This is a genomic window from Sulfitobacter sp. M22 (genome assembly GCF_021736025.1).
In the GTDB taxonomy this organism is placed as follows: Bacteria; Pseudomonadota; Alphaproteobacteria; order Rhodobacterales; family Rhodobacteraceae; genus Sulfitobacter; species Sulfitobacter litoralis.
The window spans coordinates 1,541,473-1,561,536 of record NZ_WMEC01000001.1; the positions used below are offsets into that span (position 1 = coordinate 1,541,473).

General features: G+C 60.5%; 16 protein-coding genes. 2 read left to right on the forward strand and 14 right to left on the reverse strand.

Annotated elements, in window-relative coordinates; translation table 11 throughout:
• Positions 1-42: 42 nt before the first annotated feature.
• The 3 genes from cobD to GLP52_RS07710 are packed head-to-tail and all read right to left on the reverse strand — an operon-like array spanning position 43 to position 2,810.
• Positions 43-1,020, reverse strand: coding sequence for a threonine-phosphate decarboxylase CobD (gene cobD / locus GLP52_RS07700; RefSeq protein WP_237272009.1), 978 nt, complete (start codon positions 1,018-1,020; stop codon positions 43-45).
• 12 nt (positions 1,021-1,032) lie between these two features.
• Positions 1,033-1,974 (reverse strand): adenosylcobinamide-phosphate synthase CbiB, encoded by a 942-nt coding sequence (cbiB, locus tag GLP52_RS07705; protein WP_237272010.1) that lies wholly within the window; start codon positions 1,972-1,974, stop codon positions 1,033-1,035.
• Entirely contained in the window at positions 1,971-2,810 is an 840-nt protein-coding gene (locus tag GLP52_RS07710) for a hypothetical protein (protein WP_237273478.1), read from the reverse strand. Before GLP52_RS07710 ends, cbiB begins: the two co-directional genes overlap by 4 nt.
• Positions 2,811-3,116: 306 nt before the next feature.
• On the opposite strand from GLP52_RS07710, the gene GLP52_RS07715 reads away from it, so the two are divergent.
• The gene (locus GLP52_RS07715) at positions 3,117-8,942 is read left to right on the forward strand and encodes a GEVED domain-containing protein (protein WP_237272012.1); all 5,826 of its coding nucleotides are present in this window, start codon (positions 3,117-3,119) and stop codon (positions 8,940-8,942) included.
• Between the two features lie 134 nt (positions 8,943-9,076).
• On the opposite strand, the gene GLP52_RS07720 is transcribed toward GLP52_RS07715, so the two are convergent.
• From GLP52_RS07720 to GLP52_RS07730, 3 genes are all read right to left on the reverse strand, one after another.
• On the reverse strand, positions 9,077-9,835 hold the full coding sequence (locus tag GLP52_RS07720; protein WP_093733769.1) for a glutaredoxin family protein: 759 nt from the start codon (positions 9,833-9,835) through the stop codon (positions 9,077-9,079).
• An 8-nt stretch (positions 9,836-9,843) separates the two neighbouring features.
• Positions 9,844-10,320, reverse strand: a complete 477-nt coding sequence (locus tag GLP52_RS07725) for a DUF305 domain-containing protein (RefSeq protein ID WP_237272013.1) — start codon at positions 10,318-10,320, stop codon at positions 9,844-9,846.
• Positions 10,321-10,462: 142 nt separating this feature from the next.
• The gene (locus tag GLP52_RS07730) at positions 10,463-10,960 is read right to left on the reverse strand and encodes a lactoylglutathione lyase family protein (RefSeq protein WP_237272014.1); all 498 of its coding nucleotides are present in this window, start codon (positions 10,958-10,960) and stop codon (positions 10,463-10,465) included.
• Between the two features lie 101 nt (positions 10,961-11,061).
• Here GLP52_RS07730 and GLP52_RS07735 point away from each other — a divergent pair, with 101 nt between their 5' ends.
• Positions 11,062-11,949: a LysR family transcriptional regulator gene (locus GLP52_RS07735; RefSeq protein WP_237272015.1), complete on the forward strand. Its 888-nt coding sequence runs from the start codon at positions 11,062-11,064 to the stop codon at positions 11,947-11,949.
• On the opposite strand, the gene ccoS is transcribed toward GLP52_RS07735, so the two are convergent.
• The 8 genes from ccoS to ccoN form a co-directional block, all read right to left on the reverse strand.
• Complete coding sequence (ccoS, locus tag GLP52_RS07740) at positions 11,946-12,107, reverse strand: cbb3-type cytochrome oxidase assembly protein CcoS (protein ID WP_093734199.1); 162 nt, start codon at positions 12,105-12,107, stop codon at positions 11,946-11,948. The two genes, GLP52_RS07735 and ccoS, sit on opposite strands and share 4 nt — an antisense overlap.
• Before the next feature lie 10 nt (positions 12,108-12,117).
• A complete protein-coding gene (locus GLP52_RS07745) occupies positions 12,118-14,268 on the reverse strand; it encodes a heavy metal translocating P-type ATPase (protein ID WP_237272016.1) in 2,151 nt (716 codons plus the stop codon).
• Entirely contained in the window at positions 14,265-14,717 is a 453-nt protein-coding gene (locus GLP52_RS07750) for a FixH family protein (protein WP_237272017.1), read from the reverse strand. Before GLP52_RS07750 ends, GLP52_RS07745 begins: the two co-directional genes overlap by 4 nt.
• 1 nt (position 14,718) lies before the next feature.
• Complete coding sequence (ccoG, locus tag GLP52_RS07755) at positions 14,719-16,269, reverse strand: cytochrome c oxidase accessory protein CcoG (RefSeq protein WP_237272018.1); 1,551 nt, start codon at positions 16,267-16,269, stop codon at positions 14,719-14,721.
• Between the two features lie 158 nt (positions 16,270-16,427).
• Positions 16,428-17,291 carry a cytochrome-c oxidase, cbb3-type subunit III gene (ccoP, locus tag GLP52_RS07760; RefSeq protein ID WP_237272019.1) on the reverse strand — a complete coding sequence of 288 codons (864 nt, stop codon included), beginning with the start codon at positions 17,289-17,291 and terminating at the stop codon, positions 16,428-16,430.
• Positions 17,284-17,502 (reverse strand): cbb3-type cytochrome c oxidase subunit 3, encoded by a 219-nt coding sequence (locus GLP52_RS07765; RefSeq protein ID WP_093734204.1) that lies wholly within the window; start codon positions 17,500-17,502, stop codon positions 17,284-17,286. The genes ccoP and GLP52_RS07765 overlap by 8 nt, the downstream gene beginning before the upstream one ends.
• 12 nt (positions 17,503-17,514) lie before the next feature.
• The gene (ccoO, locus tag GLP52_RS07770; RefSeq protein ID WP_237272020.1) at positions 17,515-18,339 is read right to left on the reverse strand and encodes a cytochrome-c oxidase, cbb3-type subunit II; all 825 of its coding nucleotides are present in this window, start codon (positions 18,337-18,339) and stop codon (positions 17,515-17,517) included.
• 11 nt (positions 18,340-18,350) lie between these two features.
• The gene (gene ccoN / locus GLP52_RS07775; RefSeq protein WP_237272021.1) at positions 18,351-19,949 is read right to left on the reverse strand and encodes a cytochrome-c oxidase, cbb3-type subunit I; all 1,599 of its coding nucleotides are present in this window, start codon (positions 19,947-19,949) and stop codon (positions 18,351-18,353) included.
• Between the last annotated feature and the right edge of the window lie 115 nt (positions 19,950-20,064).

Here is a 20,064-nt window from a genome sequence, read left to right on the forward strand (position 1 = left end):
AAGCAATGGCAGCAGCCAGCACCCGCAATGCCCGCTGCCCGATCACGCCCCGCCCCTCAGGGCAGCTTCCAACCGCACCCAATCAGCGGGCGGGCCAGGCAGGCCAAGGCGTATCCAGCTGTCGGAATATGGAAAAATCCGCGACCAGATGTGATGTGCGGCCAAAGCGTTCTGGGCCGCTGTGGCATCCGGCGTGGCATAGGTGCGAAACAGCGGCGTGCCGCCCACCAGCGTCCACCCTGCCCGCAGCGCCATCGCATCCATCTGCGCCGCCTCGCCTTGTAAACGTCTTGTGGTCTGCGCCGCCCATTCCGCATCGTTCAGCGCGCGCAAGGCGACCTCTATCGCCATGCCCGACACCGGCCATGGGCCTGTCATCGCACGCAATTTTGCGGCCAGTGGCTCTGCCGCCAAGACAAACCCCAGACGCAGCCCCGCCAGCCCGTAGAACTTGCCAAATGACCGCATGACAAGGATATTCTTCGGCAGATTAGCCCCGCCTTGCACCAGCGAAAGCTCTGGATCGGGATCAGCAAAGCTTTCGTCCACAATCAAAAGCTCGACCGTTTCGGCCAAGGCGCGCAAGGTGTCAGGGGCGTGGCGCTGCCCGTCGGGGTTGTTGGGGTTGACCACCACGGCGAGGGCGTACCCTTCAAGCGCATCAAGGTCAGAGGCTTCGGTCACCTGCCAGCCTTCGGCCCGCAACGCCGCGGCATGCTCATTATAGGTGGGCGACAGGATCGCGGCCTGCGCGGGCTCGATCAGGCGCGGTACCAGTTGGATCGCCGCCTGCGCCCCCGACACTGGCACGACTGCGCAGCTTGCGCCATAGGCCCGGCGTGCCGCGTCCTCCACCGCGTCAAGCGCGCTGCGCTCGGGCAGCCGCGTCCACGCTTCGGGCGTCAGTGACCCCACCGGATATGGCACCGTGTTGATCCCTGTCGAAAGGTCGATCCAGCTGGCGCGGTTCCCGCCGAACGTCCTGATCGCCCCATCCAGATTGCCGCCGTGGTCTCGCATCGCTTGCCCCTGTCAGATCAGCGCCACTAGCGCCAACACGACTGCTAATACGAACATGGCGCGAAGGTAAAGCGCCAGCCCCCGACGCAGCCCTGTCGCGTCCGCCTCTTGACCCTCCGCATTTAACCAAGGTTCATCCGCGATTTCTGAACCATAGACACGCGGGCCGGACAGGCGGACGTCCAGTGCCCCGGCCATCGCCCCTTCGGGCCAACCGGCATTGGGGGACCGGTGGTGGCGCGCGTCGCGCAGCATCACGGCGGCGCCCCGCTGCGTGTGACCCGATACCAGCACAAAGAGCAGCCCCGTCAGGCGCGCCGGAATCAGATTGACCAGATCATCCAGCCGCGCAGCCACCATGCCATAATGGCGATACCGCACCGACCGGTGGCCAATCATCGAATCCATCGTATTGATCGCTTTGTAGCCGACTAGCCCCGGCAACCCTAAAACAACGCCCCAGAACACAGGAGCCACCACCCCGTCCGATGCATTTTCAGCCAGACTTTCAAGCGAGGCGCGCGCAATTGCGGCATCGTCCAGCTTGTCAGGATCGCGCCCGATGATCATGGAAACGGCATAGCGGGCTGCGGAAGTATCCCCTTTGGCCAAGGGTTTGGCCACCGCTGCTACGTGTTCAAACAACGACCGTGGCGCCAGAAACGGCCAAGCCAGCACGCCGCCAATGGCGGTGCCCGCCCACCCTTCAGGCAGCACCGCAGCGACCGCAATCGCAGGCACGACAGCAAGCGTCAGCACCATGCAGACGCCGACTCCGCCCGACAAACGCAACCGCGCCGGCGTTTGGTCTGCGGTATTCAAGCGCGTCTCGATCGCGCGGATGACAAGGCCAATCCATGAAACAGGGTGCCCGATTTTGGTATAAAGCCGTGCGGGCCAGGACAGCGCCGCCTCGACCAGAAATCCCAGCAGGATGCCTGCCGCACCGATCATGCCATGCCTCCGGTCTTGAACCGCATTGCGCCCGTCAGGCCGTAGTCTGATAGCACCTGCTCTGCATCATCCGGAGCGCTGCCGGGCGCAAATATAAAGGCGCGGGCAGATCCGGTGTGCGCGCGCGCATACCCCAAAGCGCCAAGCCGCTGTGCCAATGCCGCGCTTGGATCGTTTCGGGGGCCCCGCAATGCTGTTGTCCGGTCTGCACTGACGCTGGCCAATCGCGCGGCCTGTGGCAAATCCTGCTGTGCGGTCGCGTTTTCCCACGCCGGCAGTAGGTCAGAGATGTCTGCGAAACCGTCATCCGCCGCATCGGTCCGGATCGGTGCCCCAAAGTATCCGCCGATGATATCGGCCCGTGGCGGCGCGGCAATCTCGCCCTTGCGTTGGGCCAGACGCGAGGCCCAGATGACCCGGTCGGGATGGGGGAGCATCAACGGATCAGTGGCCCCTTCGACCGCCAGACAAAGCGACGGCAACCGGTCTTCGGCCACGCCCGCCGCCCGCGCCACTGCGACCAGACCCGCCGTAGACGCCCCGGCCCCAACGGCAACGGGAAGGTTACCAGACAAGGCAAACCGACCCTTTTCCGCGCCGGCGATATCTATCAGACGCTCAAGCTGTTCCCAGTTGATCGCCGCAGGCCCGTCATGCACCAACGTCAAGTTGCTTCCCCGCGTGAACCGTGCCTGCACCCCATGCGCAGGGCACACCATCGTCACCAGAACAACCGGCCCCGCCGGCCCCAAACGGCCCTGCAGCCATTCACCGAAATGACCGAAGACAGGCGCAGTTTCTGCAGACGCTCCTGAAGTATCGAAAATTGTCTGCAAAATAATGGCTTTCGTCCGGAGGCAGGGAATGGGTGACGCCATATTCACGATCCTCAGGCAAACGGCAACAAGGCAAGCGACTATGGGGTAAAGGCTTTTCCGCCTCGCCCTGCCTACCGATTCTGCGTGCCGCGCTCTCGAAAGTATAGCGGCCTATTCTGGAAGGCAGTCAGATTGTACCTGAGCATTCTCGCTCGCGTTAACCTTGTGTGAGAACTTTGGACTTATCCCGGGGGGCAGGAAAGGCGGCGCGTTCGTCTTCGGCCAATGTACAAGGTGTTTGGGACACCGCAACAAGAGGTCCGTATGATGTCGATCGCAGATTTAACCTATAGCACGTTCCGCTGCGCCGCTTTGGCAGCTTTGGTTGCGGCAGGCGCAGGCAAAGCCGATGCAGGCGAGTTCACCCTTGACTGGAGTTTTTATGACTGGCCGGCAGGCAATCTTGGCCCGCTGACTGCGACCCTGCGCGACCAATACGGGTTCGAGGTTGATTTTAGAATAGCACACACCGGTATCTTCGCGGAGTTCGGCTCAACCCCCACGCCGGATGACGTGGCATTTCTTGGTGGCAATGTCGAAGCGCTTGTCGTCTTTTCAGACGCGCCCGAGAACAGCGGCGCATTCGGCGATGCCAGAACGACCACTTCGGTCTCTACCAGTTCGGGCGGCGTTGCCTTTCCGATCGACAATCTGGTGATCGATGTTCTTGATATCGACACAACTGATACAAATTCTTTGGGGGATCGCTGCGATTTTGTTACGGGTTTTGGGGACAACGGGAATCCGACCTTTGCAACCGTCAGTACGACCCCGGTTGTCCTTGTAGGTCCAGGTCCGGGTTCGGGCTTCACCGGACCGATCGGCGCGAACCAGGCTCAGTGTATCTACTTCGAAGGGGCGACCCCCTCTGCGTCATCGGGCAATGATGATCGGGGCACGGTGCGCGCGACATTCCCCGATGCCACGTCTGCCGTGACTTTCTGGTACGATGAATCGATTGCGGACGTGCGAAACTATAGCGCGTTGACGGAGTACGACCCAGGGGCACGGGCGATTGGTGTGTTGGGCAATGCATCGTTTAACGTCGATCAAAGCATTTCCCTGACCCGCAGTGCCAGCCCCAGCACGGGGACGCAGGGCGAAACGGTTACCTATAGCTATACCATCACGAACACCGGTGCCCTGCCCTTTAACACCGGACAGGATATCGTGATCGAGGATGATCTGCTTGGGCCCGTACTTTGCCCGGCCATCAGTATACCGGTCGCCCCCGGGGGCACAGTGGTCTGCCAAGCCGACTATACCATTCAGGCTTCAGATGTGCTGACTGGCACCGTAGACAGCAGTGCTGTGGCCGGTATCGGGCGTATCGGTCAACCCTTCGTGTCGCGCCTGCAATCGAACACCCAATCGCTGTCCATCGTCAGCAGCGTTCTATCCGGCGAAACCGGCTCGCAAAGCTGCACGCCCCAATCCGTATTCAGCCAACCCTCTAGTCAGCTCGCAGGTTCAGGCAGCCAGTCGAATGTGACGCTGTCCGACATCTTTTTGTACGAAGACGTGACGACCGACATCAACGGCAACCCGATCGATGTCGTGATGCAGGTCACCAGCATCAACAACGCAAGTTCGCTCGAGCTGAACACCTCGCTCGAGGCGGAGATGACGCCCGAGGATAATGCCTATATTACGTATCGGCTTCGCTTGGTGCAGGACGGCAGCGCCACATCAGCAAATCCCCAAGGTCTGGCGATTGATCAAAGCCGCATCAACGGCATCATCGTCCAGCAAACCGACGTGGACAGCCGCGACGATGATGACGATTCCTCCGATGTGGTGGGCTCCCTGACCACGCCGACGGCTACCTCTTTCTTTAATACCACGCCCCTGTCTTCCTTTCCGGCGGGCCCGAATGCAATCTCGATGGACCCTGCAAAGGTAGGCAATCCGTTAGACTGGGAGGACGAGCCAAACGAGACGAGCTTTGACAACTATGTGACCTATGAGTTCAGCACCTTCGTCGAGGCCGAGTTCATCCACGGCTACACCGGGTCGTCCGACCGCAGTGCCACGCGCGGCTCCGGCATCCAGCTCTGCGCGATTTCAAACACCTCGCCCAATGTTGTGGCGCAGGACGATGATTATACCGCGTCGCCCGTAAATACACTGCTCGGGGGCACTGCTGGCGAGATCATGGCGAATGATACCATCAATGGCTTGCCCGCCGCCTTTCCGACCGCCACGCTCGCCGTCTTAACCGAGGCCGTTCCGCAAAACACCGGCGACCCGGTGCCCTTCCTGGAGATAAGCGGTGCCGACGCGGGCCGCGTCGTTGTACCGGCCGGTGTGCCCGCTGGCGTCTATGCGATTGAATATCAACTTTGCGACGCGCTTGAACCCACCGATTGCGACCGCGCCTTGGTGACGATTGCAGTCTTCGCAGGCCTGGGTGTGGACTTTGGCGATGCCCCATTAAGCTATCTCACACCGACCCACGGCGTGGATGCGTCACCGAATGTGTACCTTGGCCTGATCGAGCCCGATATCGAACTGGTTGCCCAGTCCGATGCGACTGCGACGGCAGATGACCTGATTGGCACCGATGATGAAGACGGGGTCGTTTTTCCCGTCCTCACCCAAGGGATGATTAGCACCCTTGATGTTGCGATTACGGGTAGCGGCAACCTGCAGGCCTGGATCGACTTTAACGGTGACGGCCTGTTCGAGGAAACGCTCGGCGAGCGGGTTGCACTGGATCTTAAGGACGACGGTACGCAATTCGATAACGTCGCAGGCGACGGCGTCATCCAAATCGATGTGACTGTGCCGTCAGATGCGACGACGTCGACCACCTTTGCACGCTTCCGCTATGGCTCGGAGCCCGGTTTGTCCACGTCGAACTTTGCCGTAGATGGCGAGGTCGAGGACTATTCACTGGTCATCGCGGCCGCTGATCTGTCCGACCGTGGCGATGCGCCCGCCTCCTATGGGGATCCGCGACATGTCGTCGTGCAGGACATCTATCTGGGTGCCGGCGAACCCGACACTGAACAAACGCCACAGCACAGTCCCGATTCCGACGCGGATGATCTGTCCGGCTTTGACGATGAAGACTCCATTGCCGTCTTTCCCATTCTCGAGGCAGGCACCACCGTGCCACTGACGATCGTCACCCATGAAACCTTAAGCCTGCAACTTGCCTTGGGTATTCCAGTGGTATCGGGCATCACGAACCTGCAACTTTGGGTAGACTTTGACCAAAGCGGCACGTTCGACACATCAGAGCATATCGCGATCGACTACCGCGATGGTGGCGCAGGGGACACGGACGGTTTGTTCAACAACCAGATCACGTTGAACATCCCGGTGCCGGCAAATATCACCAGCGGCTTTACCCATGCACGCATTCGCTGGTCTACGTCCAGTGCGGTTGCGGCGGACCCTTTCGATGGGCTGAATTTTGACGGCGAAGTCGAAGATTACAAGGTCATCCTCTCGGCGGGGGCTGTGCCTTTTAGCTGCGACGGCTCGCTCTACCGCGTGACACAGGCGAATTCGCAACTGCAACGTCTCAGCTTTGCAGAATCGGGCGGCGTGTACAGCATCGCAGCAACCGATATCGGCACACCTGCAGGGGCGCAATATGATGCCGGCTGGGGGTATAATGCGCTCGACGGGTTGCTCTATGGCGTGCGGACTGGCACCCGCGAGCTGATCCGTCTGGACGCCGCCGGTGCCTACGAATTGGTCGCCACCCTGCCCGCCTCAGCAGCTGATGGGTCCTCGGCGGGCGATATCCTTCCCAATGGGGTGATGATTTACCGTGTGGAGGGTGCCAACGCATTGCAACTGCTGGATCTGACCGACCCGGCAGCGCCGGTGGATCTGGGTTTGATCATGCTGTCAGCTGCCGTTGAGCCCTCTGACATCGCTTATAACCCCAACGACGGTATGTTGTACGGGGTGAACGAAGCGTCTGACCGTCTATTCTATATCGACCCTGCGGACGGGACCCCGGGCACACGCGCACCGGTGGAATTCGGCCCGACTGCCTGGGATCAGTCTTATGGCGCGGTATGGTTCGACCTTTATGGCAGAATGTACCTCAACCAGAACGTGACCAACGATATCTATGAAGCAGATGTCGGCGTTCAGGGATCAGGCTCGGGCGGCGGTCAGTTGATCAATACCGTGCCCTCCGGTGATGGTGGCGTGAACGACGGGCTGAACTGCCCTTCCCGCTTGGGTCCCCTACCGCCCGAAGGCACCTTGGCGGGCGTTGTCTACCGCGACAGCAATTACTCCGACACCTATCAGCCCGGCGAAACCGCGCTCAGCGCCGTGACTGTCTCTTTGTATGACGACAATGGCACGGCTGACACGGCAGATGACACGTTCCTGAGCAGCGTAGAAACCGCCAGCGACGGGACCTATCAGTTCCTTAATCTGTCTGCCACGACCACCTACCGCGTAGAGGTTGATGAAGCCGACCCCGACATCCCTGCTGGGCTGGTTCCGGGTACGATAACCCCGCAGACCGGTGTCACGATCACAGCCGGCAGTGTGCGCAACGTCGATTTTGGCTTTGTAAACGGCGGGGCGACCGCAGATCTGTCGCTGACCAAGACTGTGTTCGACGCCAGCGGCCAGCCAATCACCCAAGCAGGGTCGGGCACCGCGCTCGACTTTGTCCTCACCGTCACAAACGACGGGCCTGATGGCACCACCGGGGTCCGGGTGCGCGACCTTATCCCCGACGGGTTCACCTTTGTCTCTGCCACCCCGGCAGATGGTACGGATACCTATGACGCCGGCACCGGTATTTGGGAGATCGGAGATGTCGCCAATGGCGCAAGCGAAGCACTGACATTGCGGGTCACCATGAACGCCACGGGCGAGCATACGAACGCTGCCGAACTCATCGCCTCGGATCTGCCGGACCCCGATAGTGACCCTACCGTGGGTGCACTGACGGACGATTTTGGCGACGGGATCGCCGATGATGACGAAGCCTCTGTCAGCGTCACCTTCGCCGGTTCAGGTCCGACATTGTCGGGGCGTGTCTTTGTCGACAATGGCGCGGGGTCGGATACGGCTTACGATGCCCTCCAAGGCGCAACCGAAGCGGACACCAGTGCGGCCCAGATCCGGATCACCGACAGCAACGGCACGCTTGTTGGATCACCTGAAATCGCCCGCGATGGTAGCTGGAGCCTGACCCTACCCGAAGGGTTTTCCGATGCCGTCACCATCACGGTCGTCCCAAGTAACGGGTATCTCGCCGTGTCGGAAAATCCGGGCTCCCCCCCCGGGCTGGTCAATCCCGACATCCGCGATGGCGCGTTCACTTTCACGCCAGCAGCGGGAACCTCTTACCCCGATCTCGATGTCGGCCTAGTCAAAGAAGCCCGCCTAAGTGAAAGCCAGCAAAGCGCGATCCGGCCTGCACAGGTGGTAAGCTTGCGGCACGAGTACCTTGCCGATGCAGAAGGGTCCGTGGTGTTTGACACCGACATCCAGTCGATTACCGCACCGGGCCTTTTCTCTGTTGCGCTGTATGAGGACGCGGCCTGCGACGGGACGGCGACCAGTCCGATCACCGCGGCCCTGCCTGTCACCATCGGCACGCGCATCTGTCTGGTGGCACGGGTTACCGCCTCGGGTGCTGCGGCACCGGGGTCAGCCATCGCTTTCGACGTCGTCGCTGATACAACCTACGGCGCGTCGGGTGTGACCGAACAGGACCGCAATACCGATCTGGTGCGGGTGGAATCCTCCGAAGGGGTGCTGAAGCTGCGCAAGACGGTACGCAACGTGACCCAAGGTACGCCCGAAGGGGTTAGCAACGGTGCAGCAGCAGGGGATGTGTTGGAATACCGCATCTTTCTCGACAACCCCGGACAGCTGCCGGCAACCAACATCGTCATCCACGACCGCACGCCGCCCTATACCGAACTGGCCTCCGCCATCCCGAGCCCGGTTTCCATCGGCGGGGACGTGGCGTGCACCGTGACCACGCCGGTAACAAATGCGGCGGGCTACGCGGGGTCACTGCAATGGAACTGCACTGGGTCGCATAACCCCGGCGCGACGGGGTCCGTTACCTTCGAGGTGCGTATCGCGCCCTAAGGCGGCCCCTCAAACGTTTAAAAAGAAGGGGCATTCGACCTGCCCCATGAAAGCCCCCTCGTCTCGCAGAAGCGGCACGAGGGGGATCACACGAAAAGGTTCAGCCGCGGATGGCAGGGCTACGCGACTGCGCATCAGCCCAACAACCGAACCAGCATCCAAAGCCCCATACCCAGCATCATCAGGTTCTCTGTCAAGGACACAAAGCCAAGCGGCACGTTGCTGCTGCCACCGACACAGGCACATTTCAACTCGCGCTTGTCGATATAAACCGCCTTGATCACCGACACTGCACCAATGCCACCGATTACGATCGCAACCGGTGCGGCCAGCCACAGCAAGGCCCCCGCGGTCATGGCGATGCCCGCGAAGGCCTCCCCGAAGGGGTAGACCTTGCCATAGGGTACCCAGCGTTTGGCAAGCAGATCATAGTTCAGGAACATCGTGGAAAAGCTCTCAATGTCCTGCAGCTTTTGCACCGCCAAAAAACACATGGAGATTGAGACAAACCACTGGAACGCCTGGACAGTCAGGATGCTATCGAAGGCGAACCATGACAGGCCAAGCGCCATCAGGAAGGCAACCGCGAAAATGGCGATCACTGGCTGGTAGGACGTGTCAGATTGCTGATCCTTGGGTTTGTCCAACCCGAAGTAGATCCGCAGATCATCATAGCCGCCGATCCGGTCCCCGCCGATAAAGGTTTGCGGCGTAGTTTCGACATCATGCTTATCTTTGAACGCGTCTGTTTCGTCGCGGGTTGTGAGGGGATGATCCTCGACCTCATATCCCTGACGCTCCAGCAGGTCTTTGGATTTCAGCCCATAGGGACAGGTATGGTCGGGCATCATCATCCGGTAAAGTTTGGCGGGTTGTGTGTGTTGATCAGCCATGGATTACCTCACTTTCCGTCGATCTCAGGTGTAGCGGCCGACCCACCTTCAAGGTCTGCAATCAGCGCCTTCATCTCGTCGATTTCCAGCCGCTGTGCTTTGATAATATCATCGGCCAGCTTGCGCACACGCGGGTCCGATATATTGGCCCGCTCACTGGTCAGGATGGCAATCGAATGGTGCGGGATCATGGCGCGCATCCACGAAGTGTCATCCACCGTGGATTGGCTGCGCACTAAAAACAGCGACACCGCAAACACCAATGCGCTGCCGGCAAAGATCGCGATATTCGCGCCGCGGTTGCTGTACATGCCCAACATGAAAGCGAGCATAATGATCGCCATCACCGCCCCCATATACAGCGCCATATAGCTGCGGGTTTCACTAAAGAAGACGTGATCGATGGCGTAGGTGTTCAGGTACATCAAACCGAACATCACTACGGTCGAGGTAATGATCATTGCAAAGAAGCGCCAATATGACATGAGAAGACCTTTCGTAAAATTGCTATGGCAATAAAACGGCCCTCCCACGCAGGAGGGTTCCCGCCGCCAGCGATTATTTTCTGCAACGTGCCTTGATCTCTGCGGGCAGAAGGCCATCACCGCCGACTAAATTCCCGCGTGCTTAGCTATAAGCACCGGCGGAATAGGTCAGTTCGTAGCTGTGGCTATACAGCTCGAATACAATGCCAAAGGGGTCTTCGACATAAACCATGCGGTAGGGTTTATCGTTAGGAAAATATTCCCGTACGGGCATCCGTTGCTTGCCCCCCGCCGCGATAATCTTGGCCAGTAGATCTTCGAGATTTGGGTCCTGGATGGCGAAGTGAAAGGTGCCGTGCTGGCGGAGGTTCAGCGGGTCGGCGGGTGCGTGGTTGTCCTCGAATTCAAACAATTCGATCCCGATGCGGTCCGCCGTCGCAAGGTGGGCGATACGCAACCGCCCCCAGCCCGCGCCAAAGACATCGGTACACATCTGCCCGATATCGCTGTCGTCCTCGACGATTTCGGTCGGCTGCATAATGACGTAGAATCCCAGAATATCGGCGTAAAACTGAACGGCCTGATCAAGGTCGGGCACAGAAAGCCCGATGTGAGAAAAGCTGCGCGGTGTCGGTGTCATGATCTATCCTTTGTTCACTGATACCCCCATGATTTAGGCGGACCGCCCACAAACATAAAATTATCATATGGAATGGATTTAATAACATTTTGGAATGAACCATGTTGAATGCTTCGTGGCTGGAGACTTTCACGACCCTTTGCGACATCGGTCATTTCACGCGCACTGCAGATCGGCTCGCCATGACGCAACCGGGGGTGTCGCAGCATCTGCGCAAACTTGAACAGCAGGTGGGTCAGCCCTTGATCTTGCGGGACGGCAAGTCTTTTACCCTGACCCCTGCAGGAGAGGAACTACTTTCCATCGGCCGCGCGCGCCGGTCAGAGGAACGCGCGCTGCGCGACAGGATGCAGCGCGATGACCCTTTGATAGGCACCGTGAGGATCGGCTGTTCGGGGAGCTTTGCGCTTTGGCTTTATCCGCAACTGATCGCGCGGATGTTGCAGGCACCAAAGCTCGTGATCGACCTAAACGCGGCACCGCAGTCGCAAATCATGGCCGAGGTGGCGGCGGGCAGACTGGATCTGGGCGTGGTGACCCGTGCCCCTGATATGCCGCGTATCACGGCGACCCCCCTGTGCCGAGAAGAGCTGTGTCTGGTTCTGCCAGCCGCTTTCGATACCACTGACCTGACCCTACAGCGTCTTGATGCGTTGGGGTTCATCGCGCACCCCGACGGCAACGCCTATGCGGACGACCTTTTGGCGCGTAATTTCGATGATTACCGTGGGGCAGAACAACTGCGGGTCCGCAGCTCGATCAACCAGATCGGGCAAATTCCCCTGCCCGTCGCCCAAGGGCTGGGCTATACGATCTTGCCACGTTCTGGGGTGGAGGCGTTCCCCAAGCGCGATGCGCTATCGGTGCATGCGCTGCCCGACCGGCGGTTTCATGATCTGTGGCTGATCGCCCGTAAAGACCGCGTCGCGTTCGCCCGCGTCGCCGCCACTGCGGAAGGGATCACCGCGGCCGTTGAAACGCGTGGCTAAGGCCGGCTCTCGGGCGGGGCATCATCATCCAACAAAACCCGCGCCGATGCGCCCTGCGGATCGTCATACTGGCCGGACTTCAACGTCCAGAGAAACGCACAAAGCCCGAGACCGCCAAGGATCACGGACACGGGGATCAGGATGAAAAGCACGTTCATTGCAGATGCCTCATTTCACATATTTCACGCGCATCGCGTTGGCCAGAACGGTCAATGACGACGCCGACATCGCAATCGCGGCCAGCAGCGGGGTGGCATATCCCAGCAGCGCGACCGGAATGGCGATGGCATTATAACCCGCCGCGATGGCAAAGTTCTGACGTGACAAACGGGTCAGAGCGCGCGCGATTACGATCAGCAGCGGGAACCGGTCCAACCCTTCGCGCAGCATCACCACATCAGCCGCATTGCGCGACGCATCCAGCGCCGAGGACGGCGCGACAGAAGCATGCGCCAGCGCCAAGGCAGCCGTATCATTCAACCCGTCGCCGACCATCAACACGCGGTGCCCCTGCGCCTGAAGCTGCGCCAGTCGATCATGTTTTTGCGGTGCGCTTACATCGCCACAGGCCGACTGCACGCCAAGCCTTGCGGCAAACGCCTGTACAATAGCTTGTTGATCGCCACTTAGAATCTGCGGCGTGATCCCTTGGGAGGAGAGCCATGCCAACGTATCTGCGGCCCCCTCTCGCGGGGTCTCTGTCACGGCCAGCGGGACGGCAGGTGCGCTCCCGATGCGCAGACCGGTGCCGGAGAACGCAGCCCCCAGCCATTCGCCACGTCCCAACCGCACAGTCACACCGTCGATGTCCCCCTGCATACCTTGCCCGGCGACTTCGGTGACATCGGCCAGCTCAGCGGGCGTATGAACGGGCAAGGCTGCCAGAATAGCCTGCGCCACCGGATGCGCCGATGCTTGGGCCAAGGCTCCTGCGATGGCAGCTTCCTGGACCGGAAGCTCTGCCAGTGGCGCGGGTTTCCCCTGCCGCGTCAGCGTGCCGGTTTTGTCGAACACGGCCATGTCCACCTCTGCCAGCCGTTCAAGGGCGGTACCTGATTTGACCAGAAACCCCATATCGAACAGTCGTGCAATGGCCGTGGTTGCCACCGCAGGCACGGCCAACCCCAACGCGCAGGGACAGGTGATGATCAGCACGGCAACCGCCACGTTGAGCGCGTGGCGCAGGTCGCCATCATAGGCCACCCACCCGACAAAGGCCGCCAGCGCCAGCAGATGTACCATCGGCGCATAGATGCGCGCGGCACGGTCGGCCAGATTGGTATAGCTGTTGCGGCTGTTCTCGGCCATTTCAACCAACGCGGCAACGCGGCGCAGGGTTGTATCTTCGCCCACGGCAGTCGCTGTCATCTCGAAGGGCGCGCCCAGATTGATCTCTCCGGCCTGAACCACATCGCCAAGGGTCAAGGCGACAGCCGCGCTTTCGCCGGTCAGAAATGACCGGTCGGCCTGCGCCGCGGCACTGTTCAGCACCCCGTCAACAGGCACGCGCATGCCTGTCGGCACCAGCACCGTGTCCCCGACGCGCAAAAGGCCGACCGCAACCCTTTCGACACCGGTTCCATGAATGCGCTGCGCAGTCTGCACCTCGAGCGCAGCCAGTTCCTTTGCGGCGGAATGGACAGAGCTACGGGTCCGGTGATCCAGATAGCGGCCAACCAGCAAGAAAAATGTCAACGACAATGCCGCGTCAAAATAGGCGTGATGCCCGCCGTTCAGAACCTCATACAATGACATCCCCGCAGCCAGCAGGATCGCAAGCGAGATCGGCACGTCCATGTTTAGCCCGCCCCTGCGCACCGCCCGCATCCCATTGGCAAAGAACGGCTGGCCGCAAAACAGCACCGCAGGCAGGGTGATCACGGCAGAGATCAGGTGGAACAATGCGCGGGTTGCATCTGACGCCCCTGACCAGATCGCAACGGAAAACAGCATGACGTTCATCATCGCGAAACCGGCGATGGCAAGCCGGATCAGCAGCCCACGCCCGATGTCGTCTTGCCGGCTTTCCAGCAGGCTTTGGTCCAGCGGATGCGCCTCAATTCCTGCGCGATCCAGCGCGGCGACCGCCTGTTCGGCGTCAAGATCGCTGGCGTGGATCGAGACACGCTTGAGCGACAGATTGACCCGCGCCGACCGGACCTGCGGCAAGGCGCGCAGGCTGCGTTCGACCGTGTTGATGCAAGTGGCGCAGTGAATTGCGGGCAGTGACAGCACCAGATCCGGCGGGCCCGAGTGCGGTGCCGTCTGCGCGATTGCCGGTGCTACAACGCAGCCGGGGCATGCGGCGATGGCGCTCATTCCTTTACCTTTACGATTACACGTTGCTGAAAGAGCGTGCCTTCGGCGTCGCGCAGTTTCAGGCGCAGGTTCCAGTTGCCCGGTCCCGCCACAACAGGCGCGACCAGTGCCTGACCGTCAAAGACGAAAACCGGGTTCTGGTCATTCGCAACGCTGGTCGCCCGTCCGAAAACGGCGCTTGTGACCTGCGGTTCTTGCGGCTCTCCCTCGCGCAGCACCGCGACCCGCAACACGCCCTGCGTGACGGTTGCCGACACCTCCCAGCCAAGCGCCTCTTGCGCCTTGCGGTCCACGTCAAAGCTTTGCGATGCAACGTAAGAGTTCTTGACCTCCAGCCCCGGAAAACTGTGCACGGCATTAAATGCCAACGTCAGGTTCACCGCGATGATCACGCTAAACGCCGCGGCAAAGACGCCGAACACATGCCAGCCTTTGATTTCCTGTACCATTCTAGCGGTCCTTTCCATTGAAACTGGTGGCTTTCGACGCGCGATCGCCGGTGCCGGTATCCTCGACCCACAGCCGCAACTGCGTCATATCAGCGGTCGACGCTTCGGTTTGCGGCGCGGCGGTGACATAGACCCGTTGCAGGATCGTCTGGTTGGCAGGCAGCACGACGGTTGCGCCCGCGTTTCCCTGCCCTTCGAGCGTGACAGTCAGCGCGCTGTCGCTCGTGATCCCAATTTGAACGGTGGCATCACGCCCCTGTTTGTTGCGCAGGCGTACGTCATAGATGTTGCGCACTGCGCCGTCCGACAGGGTGACATAGGTCGGGTTGCGCACGGGGCTGACGGTCAGTTCAATCGCACTGCGGATGAACAGCGCATAGACCAGCGCGACCCCGATCAACGCCCACGCGGCGGTATAAAGCAGCGTGCGCGGTCGCAGAATATGACGCCACAGCGGCTTGGGCGGCTGGCCGGCGCGTTCGGCTGTCTCGTCCGACAGCGCCAGATAGTCGATCAATCCGCGCGGCTTGCCAATCTTGGCCATCACATCGTCACAGGCGTCGATGCACAGGGCGCAGGTGATACACTCCATCTGCTGGCCGTTGCGGATGTCGATGCCCACGGGGCAGACGTTGACGCAGGCCATGCAGTCGATGCAATCCCCTTGGGTGTCTGCGCGCGGAACGGGGGGCAATGCGGCGCGCCCCCGGTCGGGGTATGGGGTAGGCCCGTAGCGCGCGGCCCCCGGCCATGCGGCGGCGATCTGGTCTTGGGCGCGCTGAGCGGCGGCACGTTCGCGTTTTCGCAGATTGCCCTTTCCGCGCGGCTCTCCGCGCCAGTCGCGATAGGCGACCGTGATCGTGTCGGGGTCCATCATCGCGGCCTGGATACGCGGCCAGGGACACATATAGATACAGACCTGTTCCCGCATAAAGCCCCCCAACAGAAATGTCGTGGCGGTCAGGATCGCGATGGTCATATAGGCCACCGGAGCCGCGTCGAGCGTGACCAGATCAAGGGCCAGCTGCGGTGCATCGGTAAAGTAGAACACCCACGCCCCGCCTGTCGCCACCGCAATCCCCAGCCAAAGCACCCATTTGGTGACGCGCAGGCGCAGTTTGCGTGCGCTCCAGCCCGCGTGATGCAGTCGGACGCGGGCATTGCGGTCGCCCTCGATCCAGCGTTCGACAAGGATGAACAGATCGGTCCAGACCGTTTGCGGGCAGGCATAACCACACCACACACGCCCCAAAGCAGAGGTAAACAGAAACAACCCAAGCCCCGCCATGATCAACAGACCGGCGACGAAATAGAATTCATGGGGCCAGATCTCGATCCAGAAGAAATAGAACCGCCGATGCGCCAGATCGATCAGCACCGCCTGATCCGGCAAGTTGGGCCCGCGGTCCCACCGCAGCCACGGGGTGAGATAATATATCCCCAGCGTAACGGCCATGATACCCCACTTAAAGCGGCGGAAGAACCCGTCGACGCGGCGCGGAAAAACCGGCACTCGCGGGGCATAAAGAGATGGAGGTGACGTTTGTGTCATCAGATGTATCCTGTTCGCACCGCCACCTTATCGAAGGTCAAGACAGCGCACTTTGATCTGAGTCAAAAACACCCCCAAAGCGGTTCGTTTTGCGAACAGGACCGCCTTGGGGATGGACAGTGGCGCTCGGGCAGAGCCGCCACCGTCAGCTTTCTACGCTATTCCCCCCCTCCAAGAGAGTGGACATAGGCAGAAACCGCGCGGATATCGGCCTCTTCCAGCCGCCCGCCCCAGGGGGGCATAACGCCGAAACGCGCATTCGTCACAGTTTGGGTCAGCGCCTGCCGGCCGCTGCCGTACAGCCAGATCGCATCGGCAATATTAGGGGCACCCTGACTGCGATCACCCTGCCCCGCATCACCGTGGCAAGCGCTGCAGTTATCTGCAAACACCTCGGCACCCGTTTCGGCCAGCGCCGCATCAAAGTCCGACGACGAAAGCGAGATCACGTGTTCAACAACCCCCGCGATCTCATCCTTGCCCAATATCGCGCCAAAAGCAGGCATCTGGCTGTAGCGCGCATCGGCGTCCTGTTCGTTGCGGATGCCATGGCGCACCGTGTATTCGATGTCCGCCATCGCGCCACCCCAAAGCCAGTCGTCGTCCAGCAGGTTCGGATAGCCCCTGGCCCCTGCCGCGCCCGACCCGTGACACTGCGAACAGTTCGCGCGAAACACTGCCCCGCCACGCGCGATAGCATAGCGGTTGAGGTCGGCATCTTGTGGCAACGCTTCCATATCGGTGCCCAGCAAATCCGTCACCAGCTGCGCGTTCTTTTGCGCGTGCGCGTCGATGTCCTGCGCCACATTGGCGCGGGTGGACCAGCCCAACAGACCGCTCGTCGCCCCTGAAATCATTGGCCACGCGGGATAGGCCACACTATAGCCGATGCCCCAGATGATCGTCAGATACAGCGTCCGAAGCCACCAGCGCGGCAGCGGGGTGTTCAGCTCTTCGATGCCGTCCCAGCTGTGGCCCGTCGTTTCGATGCCGGTCACATCGTCTTGCTTGTGATCAGTCATTTCGGGCTCCTTTCTTGGCGGCGCAGTCTGCGCCGTTACAGCCCCTGCACGCAGCGGGCGCGTCTTCGCGCAGCGGAATGCGCGCCACGGCGGCATAGGTGTCAGAGCTGCCGGGCCGGAAAGCCCACAGGATCACGCCCACGAAAAAGCTGAACATCGCCAGCAGAACCCAGCTGTCTGCCAGCTGACGCAGGAATGAATAGGTATCCATTGCAAAACCTCCTTATCGGCTGGCGTCGGGGGTAAAGGTCGAGAAATCGACCATCGTCCCCAGCACTTGCAAATACGCGATCAGCGCGTCCATCTCGGTCAGTTCGGGCGCACCGTCAAAGTTCGACACCGCAGCACCGGGATACCGCGCAAGCATCGCGTCATAGTCGGCATCCGGGTCAGCCTGCACCTTGAAATCCGATGCGGCCTGTTCGATCTGCTCGTCCGTATAGGGGACGCCCACAAAGCGGTGGGTTTTCAGCAGATCCTGCACGTGGTCTGCGTCAATCCGCGTGTCGGAAAGGAACGCATATTTCGGCATGATGGATTCCGGTACGACCGATTGCGGATCGGACAGATGGTCCACATGCCACGCATCGGAATACCGACCGCCCACACGTGCCACATCCGGTCCGGTGCGTTTCGACCCCCATTGGAACGGGTGGTCATACATGGATTCCGCCGCCAGCGAATAATGCCCATAACGTTCGACTTCGTCGCGCATGGGGCGGATCATCTGGCTGTGGCATAGATAGCATCCCTCGCGCACATAGATGTCGCGCCCCGTCAGTTCGAGAGGGGAATAAGGGCGCACGCCCTCGACCTTTTCGATCGTATTTTCAAGCCAGAACAGCGGTGCGATTTCGACGATGCCGCCGATGGATACCACCAGCAGCGACGCGATCAACAACAGCGTCGGGCTTTTCTCGAGGATCGCGTGCCGGTTCACCAATGCGGTGTGATGCGGCAGCTCGTTCGGAATCTTTTGCGGAGCGTCCGACAGGGTCGAGACATTGGGATCCTGCGCGGGATCGGTGATTTTACTGTTATGTGCCATTGTGATTGCCCCTATTCCGCCGGAACGCCAACGGGTGCGGACTGTTTTGCGCCCCCTTTGATCGTCATCCACATGTTCCAGACCATGATCAGCGCGCCGCTAAGGTACAAAATACCGCCCATGCCACGCACCACATACATCGGAAATTTCGCCGCCACGGTGTCCGCAAAGGAGTTGACCAAGAACCCCTGATCATCGACCTCGCGCCACATCAGGCCCTCCATGATGCCGGTGACCCACATGCTGGCCGCGTAGAAAATGATGCCGATGGTCGCCAACCAGAAGTGCCAGTTGATCGCCGAGATAGAATGCATCTTTGCGCGCCCCCAAAGCCGCGGCGTCAGGAAATAAAGCGCACCAAAGGTGATCATGCCATTCCAGCCAAGGGCACCGGAATGGACGTGTCCGATGGTCCAGTCGGTATAGTGGCTCAGCGAATTCACGGCGCGGATCGACATCATCGGACCCTCGAACGTGGACATGCCGTAAAAGCCAAGCGACAGTACGAACATCCGCAAGATCGGATCGGTGCGCAGCTTGTCCCACGCCCCTTGCAGCGTCATCAGGCCGTTGATCATACCGCCCCAGCTGGGCATCCACAGGATAATCGAGAACACCATGCCAAGCGTCGACGCCCAGTCAGGCAGCGCGGTGTAATGCAGGTGGTGCGGCCCCGCCCAGATATAAAGAAAGATCAGGGACCAGAAGTGGACGATGCTCAGTTTGTAGGAATAGACAGGGCGGTTCGCCTGTTTGGGCACGAAGTAATACATCATCCCCAGAAAGCCCGCCGTCAGGAAAAAGCCGACCGCATTATGCCCGTACCACCACTGTGTCATGGCATCTTGAACACCGGCAAAAACCTGCACCGATTTCGACCCCCAGAGGCTGACCGGCACTGATAGGTTGTTGACCACATGCAGCATCGCGACGGTCACGATAAAGCCAAGATAGAACCAGTTGGCGACGTAGATATGCCGCTCGCGGCGGATAATAAGCGTGCCCAGAAACACCGCCAGATAGCACAGCCAGATGATCGTCAGCCAGATATCGACGTACCATTCGGGCTCTGCGTATTCTTTGGATTGCGTGGACCCCAGCAGATACCCGGTGGCGGCCAGCACGATGAACAGCTGATAGCCCCAGAACACAAACCACGCGAGGTTGCCGCCAAACAACCGCACCGAACAGGTGCGCTGCACCACATAGAAAGAGGTCGCGATCAACGCGTTGCCGCCAAAGGCAAAAATCACCGCCGACGTATGCAGAGGGCGCAGTCGGCCGAAGTTGGTAAAGGGTTGCCCCCAGTCAAAGTTCAACGCCGGAAAGGCCAATTGGAACGCAATAAACGTCCCCACCAGCAGCCCCGCAATCCCCCAGAACGCCGTGGCAATCACGCCTGCGCGGATCACCCCATCGGCATAGCCGGTGGACATGGGCCGCGGCCGCTCAGGCTCGTCCGTGTGGCGCAGGACCCATAAAAACATGCCCCCCGCGATGCTCATGATGATCAGCGCATGCACCTGATAGGCGATATCACGTGCCCAACTGGCCCCCATCGCAGCGATCAACGCCACCAGCGCCAGAATGACGAGTTTCAAGTAATTCATATCGGACCTCTATGTATGCGCCCGCCCTGATCGGGGCGGCGCTTTCCTGTTCGCGCTTTGGGCGTAAAGGGGCCACGCGAACCGGTCTTTGATCTGGGTCAAGTTTGCCCGTGAG

Excerpts from the sequence above, each read along its gene's own strand:
- GLP52_RS07735 (WP_237272015.1), top strand. The coding sequence starts at position 11,062 with ATGTTGAATGCTTCGTGGCTGGAGACTTTCACGACCCTTTGCGACATC.
- GLP52_RS07715 (WP_237272012.1), top strand. The coding sequence starts at position 3,117 with ATGATGTCGATCGCAGATTTAACCTATAGCACGTTCCGCTGCGCCGCT.
- ccoO (WP_237272020.1), bottom strand. The coding sequence starts at position 18,339 with ATGGCACATAACAGTAAAATCACCGATCCCGCGCAGGATCCCAATGTC.
- cbiB (WP_237272010.1), bottom strand. The coding sequence starts at position 1,974 with ATGATCGGTGCGGCAGGCATCCTGCTGGGATTTCTGGTCGAGGCGGCG.
- GLP52_RS07750 (WP_237272017.1), bottom strand. The coding sequence starts at position 14,717 with ATGGTACAGGAAATCAAAGGCTGGCATGTGTTCGGCGTCTTTGCCGCG.
- GLP52_RS07730 (WP_237272014.1), bottom strand. The coding sequence starts at position 10,960 with ATGACACCGACACCGCGCAGCTTTTCTCACATCGGGCTTTCTGTGCCC.
- ccoG (WP_237272018.1), bottom strand. The coding sequence starts at position 16,269 with ATGACACAAACGTCACCTCCATCTCTTTATGCCCCGCGAGTGCCGGTT.
- ccoS (WP_093734199.1), bottom strand. The coding sequence starts at position 12,107 with ATGAACGTGCTTTTCATCCTGATCCCCGTGTCCGTGATCCTTGGCGGT.
- ccoP (WP_237272019.1), bottom strand. The coding sequence starts at position 17,291 with ATGACTGATCACAAGCAAGACGATGTGACCGGCATCGAAACGACGGGC.
- cobD (WP_237272009.1), bottom strand. The coding sequence starts at position 1,020 with ATGCGAGACCACGGCGGCAATCTGGATGGGGCGATCAGGACGTTCGGC.
- GLP52_RS07765 (WP_093734204.1), bottom strand. The coding sequence starts at position 17,502 with ATGGATACCTATTCATTCCTGCGTCAGCTGGCAGACAGCTGGGTTCTG.
- GLP52_RS07745 (WP_237272016.1), bottom strand. The coding sequence starts at position 14,268 with ATGAGCGCCATCGCCGCATGCCCCGGCTGCGTTGTAGCACCGGCAATC.
- GLP52_RS07720 (WP_093733769.1), bottom strand. The coding sequence starts at position 9,835 with ATGGCTGATCAACACACACAACCCGCCAAACTTTACCGGATGATGATG.
- GLP52_RS07725 (WP_237272013.1), bottom strand. The coding sequence starts at position 10,320 with ATGTCATATTGGCGCTTCTTTGCAATGATCATTACCTCGACCGTAGTG.
- ccoN (WP_237272021.1), bottom strand. The coding sequence starts at position 19,949 with ATGAATTACTTGAAACTCGTCATTCTGGCGCTGGTGGCGTTGATCGCT.